This is a genomic window from Microcystis sp. M_OC_Ca_00000000_C217Col (assembly GCF_007095585.1).
Taxonomy (GTDB): Bacteria; Cyanobacteriota; Cyanobacteriia; order Cyanobacteriales; family Microcystaceae; genus Microcystis; species Microcystis panniformis.
On the sequence record NZ_SFBV01000230.1, the window covers coordinates 1 to 6,872 of the forward strand.

At 40.8% G+C, this 6,872-nt stretch carries 4 protein-coding genes and 3 pseudogenes; 2 read left to right on the plus strand and 5 right to left on the minus strand.

From position 1 onward, the window contains the following. Positions 1–264: 264 nt before the first annotated feature. The 3 genes from accB to EWV66_RS13990 all read right to left on the minus strand — a co-directional run bounded on the left by accB (position 265) and on the right by EWV66_RS13990 (position 3,194). Complete coding sequence (gene accB / locus EWV66_RS13980; protein ID WP_052278345.1) at positions 265–759, minus strand: acetyl-CoA carboxylase biotin carboxyl carrier protein; 495 nt, start codon at positions 757–759, stop codon at positions 265–267. 165 nt (positions 760–924) lie between these two features. Then, entirely contained in the window at positions 925–1,482 is a 558-nt protein-coding gene (gene efp / locus EWV66_RS13985) for an elongation factor P (RefSeq protein ID WP_002788532.1), read from the minus strand. 908 nt (positions 1,483–2,390) lie between these two features. Beyond that, positions 2,391–3,194, minus strand: coding sequence for a creatininase family protein (locus EWV66_RS13990; protein WP_052275356.1), 804 nt, complete (start codon positions 3,192–3,194; stop codon positions 2,391–2,393). Between the two features lie 197 nt (positions 3,195–3,391). Between EWV66_RS13990 and EWV66_RS13995 the strand changes: the two are divergent. Further along, positions 3,392–3,596 (plus strand): annotated as a pseudogene (locus tag EWV66_RS13995) (IS30 family transposase); the annotation flags it as partial. Between the two features lie 112 nt (positions 3,597–3,708). Here EWV66_RS13995 and EWV66_RS14000 read toward each other — a convergent pair. Then, positions 3,709–4,134: pseudogene (locus EWV66_RS14000) on the minus strand (O-linked N-acetylglucosamine transferase family protein); the annotation flags it as partial. A gap of 114 nt (positions 4,135–4,248) precedes the next feature. Further along, positions 4,249–6,446: pseudogene (locus tag EWV66_RS14005) on the minus strand (O-linked N-acetylglucosamine transferase, SPINDLY family protein); the annotation flags it as partial. Between the two features lie 91 nt (positions 6,447–6,537). Between EWV66_RS14005 and EWV66_RS14015 the strand changes: the two are divergent. Continuing rightward, positions 6,538–6,872, plus strand: a 335-nt coding sequence (locus EWV66_RS14015) for an RNA-guided endonuclease InsQ/TnpB family protein (RefSeq protein WP_287107121.1), incomplete at its 3' end; no start/stop codon positions are given.

The window sequence follows — 6,872 nt, forward strand, 5'->3', positions numbered from 1 at the left end:
AAGACCAGAACAGAGTAAATCTGTTAAGGCAGGTGCGAAAAATCCTTCGGGAAAGAAGCAGAAACCCAAATCGTGAGGTTTGGGAATCGCCGTCCGTTTTACGGCGGCGAGGATGTCAAGAGGATAGCTTTCATTCTATCTAGGGTTTGTTGAAAAAGTTTTTCCTGGGGGCAGGGATCCCCCGCCTACCGGCACCCCCCTTATCAAGGGGGGCAGGGGGGATCAAAGACAAAATCTATCTTCTATTTAATTAGAATCACTTACTTACTCCGGATTAACCCACATTAACGTCTGACCAAATTCTACCGGTTCACCGTTAGCGACGGCGATTTCGACGATTTGCCCGGCCACTTCCGCTTCGATTTCATTCATCAACTTCATCGCTTCGATGATACAGACCGTTTGTCCGACCCGGACTCGATCGTTTTTTTCCACGAAAGAGGGTTCATCGGGAGCGGGAGCGCGATAAAAAGTGCCGACCATGGGAGAGGTAATCGCCAGCCATTTTTTATCAACAGCGGCGGCCACGGGTTCGGGAGTGGGGGTTTCTGGGGCCGGGGTGGGGCCTGCCGCTACCACTGGAGGGGCGACCGGGGCCGTCACCACCGGCAAGGGAGCGGCGAGAGGACCAAGGGCAGTATTAACGGTTCCTTTGCGGATATTTAGCTCCAAATCTGCACTTTTCAGGCTAAATTCACTGATATCCGTGGCTGCCAATGTTTTGATCAGTTCTCGAATTTCGTTGTAATCAATAGTCACCGCTCTGAAATCCCCCCGCAAATAAAAAGCAACAAATCCAAATTCGCACCTACCAAACCGTCGATTTTTCGCATCTAGCGGCTAAGTTTTGGGAGACAGGCTCAGAAAACTGGCTTTAGTCCTAAACCCCTCCCTAAGGCCTCATTTCTGGGCTTCTGATCACAATTATTCCCGTCCCAGATAGGAACCATCCCTGGTGTCCACTTTAATCCTTTCACCGATGGAAATAAACAGGGGAACCATCACCTGCGCTCCCGTTTCTACGATCGCCGGTTTCGTGCCACCGGTGGCCGTATCTCCCTTGACTCCCGGATCTGTATCGGTGATTTCCAAGATTACCGAGGTGGGCAATTCTACCTCTAACACTTGCTCATTCCAAAAGAGAATATTGACTTCCATTCCTTCTTTCAGATACTTGGCTCGATCGCCCATTTGTGCTGGGGTTAGAGTTGCTTCCTCAAAAGTCTCCATGTCCATGAAGACAAACTGATCGCCTTCTTTGTAGGTGTGCTGCATGGTACGCTTTTCGATCGTGGCTGAGGGCAAGGTTTCCCCCGCCCGGAACGTCCGTTCTACCACGTTGCCGGTCTGGACATTTTTTAACTTGGTTCGCACAAAGGCCGATCCCTTACCCGGTTTGACGTGCAGGAATTCCACCACCCGCCAGACAGAGCCATCTATCTCGATGGTCGTACCGCTCCGAAAGTCGTTACTCGAAATCATGAAATGCTGTTTAGGCCAAGAAAGATCAACATTCCATTTTACATACTTCCTGTCCCCGAAAAAACTTTTTTCCCGCCCCTACAGGTAAGGAGGAGGTGGCATCTCCCAGAACGGGAGAAGGGAGTGGGATACTTGCCACGAATCAAGTCGGAGCAGGGAGAGCCGGAGCAGGGACTTTATCCCTATCCTGACCCCAATTTTTAGTACAAAGTTACTGCAATATTACAAGCAGTGAACAAATAAACAGCGATGATCACCGGCGAATTAAAATCCCAAATAGATAGGGTCTGCTGAAAAAGTTTTTCGTGGGGGCAGGGTGTGGGGTGTGGGGTGTGGGGTGTGGGGTTTTACCGATTTTGAGGTAGTCAGTTACCTAATTTTCAGGGAAAAAGTCCCGGAATTTTACCCCCGATCCCTCCAATGGTCGGCACTTTTTGAGGAAAAAAAGTCTAAAAGCCTTATCCAACAAGGTTTTTAGATTTATTCAGCAGCCCCTAATTATCCTAGACGTTGATTCTGTTTTCGATTCTTATCCCCCAGAAAAAATATGGTAAAAATGTCGTTTATTTTCTTTTTGTTACCGTTGACAAAATTTCTAAAACCTCAAGGATAAAACTGATAATTGAGATTAATAATTATGGAAAAATTACTCTTATCTTGTTAAAATTTACTCTATTTATGCTCAGGAAATATCGTGAGCAAATTCCCGAATCAAAGGGGAAGTGAGAGGAATTTTTATCCTTGGTACTAAAATTAACAATAGGCAGTTTAAATGCAGTACAGCTTATTAACAACTCTAATTAATCTTTTATTAATATATAGCGTTTCCTGTTCGCACTAGGTACATTATCGATGTTGAAAAGCTTAATTAGCAAAGGTTTAAGTGTGCCACACAGGTGTGAGAACCGCTATAACTTCGGTTGACGGAATTGATAAACATCAGCGATCGCCTGTACCCAACCATTAGCAACGGATTCTAATAATCGATCGCCTTTTTCTTTACTTGCATTAGTAGCATCTCCCATCACTCCACTTTTAGTTAATTCCTTAGTTAACCAAGCAAAGGGTAATTTTCCCTCCATAGTTAACAAACTATTTTCTGGCAAACCTTGAGGATATTCTCGGACGGCCCGCTCAATTTTTACCTGTTCTGGCAGTAATGATAACATAATGCTAGTTTCCACATCTCCTGCATGAATACCGTATTCTAATTCATATTCCGAGAATAATTCAGCCGCATTGTGGGGAACTCGCCAAGTGAAAAAAGGAAATACTAAAAAATCGGGATATTGTTGATGAATATCCCTAGCGGCAATTTCCATAACTTGCGGCTGCCCGCCGTGGGAGTTCATTAATACTAACTTGCGAAAACCCGAACGATAGAGACTTTCAGCTATCTCTTGAATGAGGGTTAATAAGGTTGCTGCCGAGAGGGTAATCGTGCCGGGAAAAGACCAATGTTCGTTAGATTTTCCGTAGTAGAGACAGGGTAAAGCGAAAGCGGCGATGTTTCTATCTAATTTCTCGAAAGCTTTGCCTAAAACCCCTAAACTAATGGCAGCATCGACGGCAATAGGTAGATGGGGTCCGTGTTGTTCGATCGCACCGATGGGTTGAATAATTACCACATTTTCCTTATCTGGCATTGAATCTATATCTGTCCAAGTAAGATAGGGAAAATAACGATGTGGGGGAATAAAACCGTGCATCATAATTTTATTGGGGGTGAGGGATTATGGTTAGAGGAAAAATTACTGTTTATATTGTAATTTTATCACTAATTCTTGGCAAGGTGGCCAATCGTCAACTATCGAGACTATGGAGAGCATCAAGAATACCTATAGGGCCAGACGAGGAAAAAGAAAGAGTCGAAGCGGAGCGAAAAGTAAGCTTGGCGCGATTCCGGAGCGTGGCAGCATTGGCCAAGAACAAAACCGCATCGGAAATCAACCCTTGTCACCGAAAAACTTTTCTAAGAGATTCCCCCTGACAAAAGAAAAACCCACCTTTGTGACAAGGCCAAAGAATTTTGTGGACATCAAGAGTTGAGTCAGAAACTAGGAGCAGATTTTTATTTTGCTAATCCTTATCATTTTTGGGAAAGAGGATTAAACCCAGGGTAAGAGTATCTTAAATCCTTGACAAAATGAACTTTATGTGGTTTTCTTCCCCATACCCCACACCCCAACAAACTTTTTGCCGCAAACCCTATGTAACCCTAAAGTTTTATTTACCTTCTCCTACTACAGATTGATAAAATCTTTCTAGACTTTCTACAGAGGTTCGATCGTTAAATACTGTATCGATATTCATTTTAGTATAATCTTTGATTGTTTGTCGCCATTGATTATCTAAACCTAAACGGATAGCAATTTCAATATAGTGATTTTTATCCGTAGCAATTGTCTCGGTTATGCCTAATTTTTTCAAGATAGCATAGGAATGTCTTCCCCGCATAAATTCCCCCGGACAGGTAACAACTGGAAGCTGACAGGCAATTGCTTCGAGGGTGGTATTTCCTCCCGACCAACTTAAGTTATCTAAATAGATGTCTGCTAATAAGTTAAGCTGAAAATAATCATTTTGTTCTAGCTGTGGCATCATTACCCCGTAATCTTGCCAATTGAGTCCATACCTATTAAAAGCTTGAGGCTCTTCTCGACTTTGTGTGATAATTTTTGCTTATGGAATCGTGAAATGCTTATCAGGCAAGACTTTTAGTGCTATTTGGCGGAATAAACTATCAGTATAGACCTCGTTTCCACACAGAATCTCGACTGAAAGCAATGGGTTACAAATTCGCTACGATGGCAGATAAAAATAAATTGGCTGTTGGGAACTTGTTGGGCAATTCTCGGAAAAATATCATCATTTTCTGGCAGATATTTAAATAAACTCTGACAGTTTAAATAGATAATTTTATCCTCGGTTAATCCCATCTCTAAACGAGTTTTTCTCTGGGGAGGAAGGGAAGGTTTGGCATAGGCAATACCTAAATTGGGTAAGCGAATTAATTTTTCACTGTAGTGATTATCTCCCTGCGCGGGTTCCATTAATTCACTGGAGATAAAATAATCAATGGTTGGTAATCCTGAGGTGATTGGATGTCCCCAAGTTACACATTGTACTGGAGCTAAACGTAATCCTGCTAGTTGGGTAGTGCGAGCATCCATACCAATATCTAAATAAACGAGAATATGTAACTGATTATCTAAAATATGTTGAGCAATTTTTTCCCCATTTACTAGATTATCAAACTGATAAAAATAATCACTTTGCTGTTGATATTCTCTCGTAAAATTATCGAAGGTGTTATTAATATCTATTCCATAACAGTAAATTTCAAATTGTTCTCGATTTCGCCACTGCAACCATCCTTGAAAGAGTTTCGCTACCGTGTGATGACGCAAGTGAGCAGAAATATAGCCAAGGCGGATTTTTCCCGTCGGTATGGTTAGGTTTTTCACCCAATCAGGAAAGTTAGCTGAGGTAATTTTATAAACTAATTTCCCATATTTTTTTTGTAGTTCTAAATCATTTTTACCTTGATATTGGAGATAAAAATTAGTTCTTAAACCAATACTTTTCCAAGCCTCTTGTTGTTGATGAGTAGTGGTTAAATCAAGATTAGACAAGATATTATCTAACTGTTTCTCGTAGTTTGATCGATATTGCATAATATCTGCTTGAGTTTTGTAAACTATCGGCAGTAACCGCATTAATTCTAATTTCAAAGATAGGTGATCGGGAAGATACTCTAAAGCTGATTTAGTTGCTTGAATTGCCACCTCGATCGGATAATTATTTTGTAGTAACCAAATTAGGCGCAAATGTAAATCAATATTTTCTGGATGATAGTTAATGCCTTTTTTATACACTTCTAAAGCCTGTTTTTCTCCTTTGAGAATGAGATAGCAATGGGCGCAATTTAAATAAAAATTGCTCTCCTCTATTTTAATTGCTAATAATTTTTGATAATAGTTTAATGCTAATTGATAGAGTTTTCTTTGATAAAAATAATCACCTGAGTAAAGATCCGCTCTTTTTTGGTCAGCTTGCAGAATTTCCCAAAGGGAGAGATTTTGACTAATTTCTCCTCTATCTCCTGCAAGTTGTTGGGCCGTTTTATAAGCATTTTTTGCCTCTGTCCAAGCTTGTTTAACTAAATAGACATTGCCTAAATTGATATAGAAAGGATAAAAATCACCCTGTTTATTAATTCCCTGCTGATAGAATTTTTCGGCTGACTCTAGCTGCCCTAATCGATAAAATAAATTGCCCAGTTTATTATAAGCATCGACAAAATTAGCATTGAGATCAATCGCTTTTTGATAAGCTGATAAAGCTATATCTAAACGGGATTGTTTTTCTAGCACCATGGCCATAGTATAATGATATAAGGCTTGATTTTCCTCTAAGTTGATGGCTCATGCTAAACAGGTAAAAGATTCTGTTAGTCGGTTAATTATATAGTATAAATATCCTAAATCGTGCCAGATGTAAGCTAATTGTTCACGCCAAGATAAAATTCTTAAGTAAAAGTCCTCAGCTAAAGTATATTCTCGCCGATTAATTGCCTCTTGCACCTCTTGAAGACAGGAGTTTATCGCAGTCAGGGCATAATTTTCTATCTCTTCATCCCCTGCTATTTCCTCTAATTCTAGCCACTGGAGATAGATTAATTTAGCTTGGCCAAACTGCCAGCAATCGAGATTTCTAATTATCTCTTTTTTGAGGAGCATAATTAAATCTTGACTAGACTCTGATTGTAATAGCCAAAATAACCAAATTTCTTGCGCTGTTGCTTGCTGCTCTAGCAGCAGATAAGCTAATCCCAGATAGGGATAATAATCAGTCACTTCCGGATGAACCGCCAGCGCTTGTTGACAGAATAACAATAATTGATTATAGTCTCCCGATGCTAACATTAGCTCGATCGCTTGTTGGTGATTACTGTTGATCATCGAAAATTTGGGTCTGAAACCCCGTCGTTCTACGACGGCTTTACTGTTAAATATGAGCATCGTTTAGGAAATATATGCTAAAATGTGAGGTATGGAAAAAGCCTATTCGTTTCGATTTTACCCCACACCCGAACAAGAGTCGCTATTGCGGCGCACATTGGGCTGTGTAAGATTAGTTTACAATAAAGCTCTCCACGAACGAACACAAGCATGGTACGAAAAGCAAGAAAGAGTAGGCTACGCTCAAACTTCTTCAATGTTGACCGATTGGAAAAAGCAAGAAGAATTAGACTTTCTCAATGAGGTAAGCTGTGTACCTTTACAACAAGGGTTAAGACACCTACAAACAGCTTTCACTAATTTCTTTGCTGGTCGTACTAAGTATCCTAACTTTAAGAAAAAACATCAAGGAGGAAGTGCCGAATT

Coding starts and splice junctions, on each gene's coding strand:
- efp (WP_002788532.1), bottom strand. CDS start 1,482: ATGATTTCGAGTAACGACTTTCGGAGCGGTACGACCATCGAGATAGAT.
- EWV66_RS13990 (WP_052275356.1), bottom strand. CDS start 3,194: ATGATGCACGGTTTTATTCCCCCACATCGTTATTTTCCCTATCTTACT.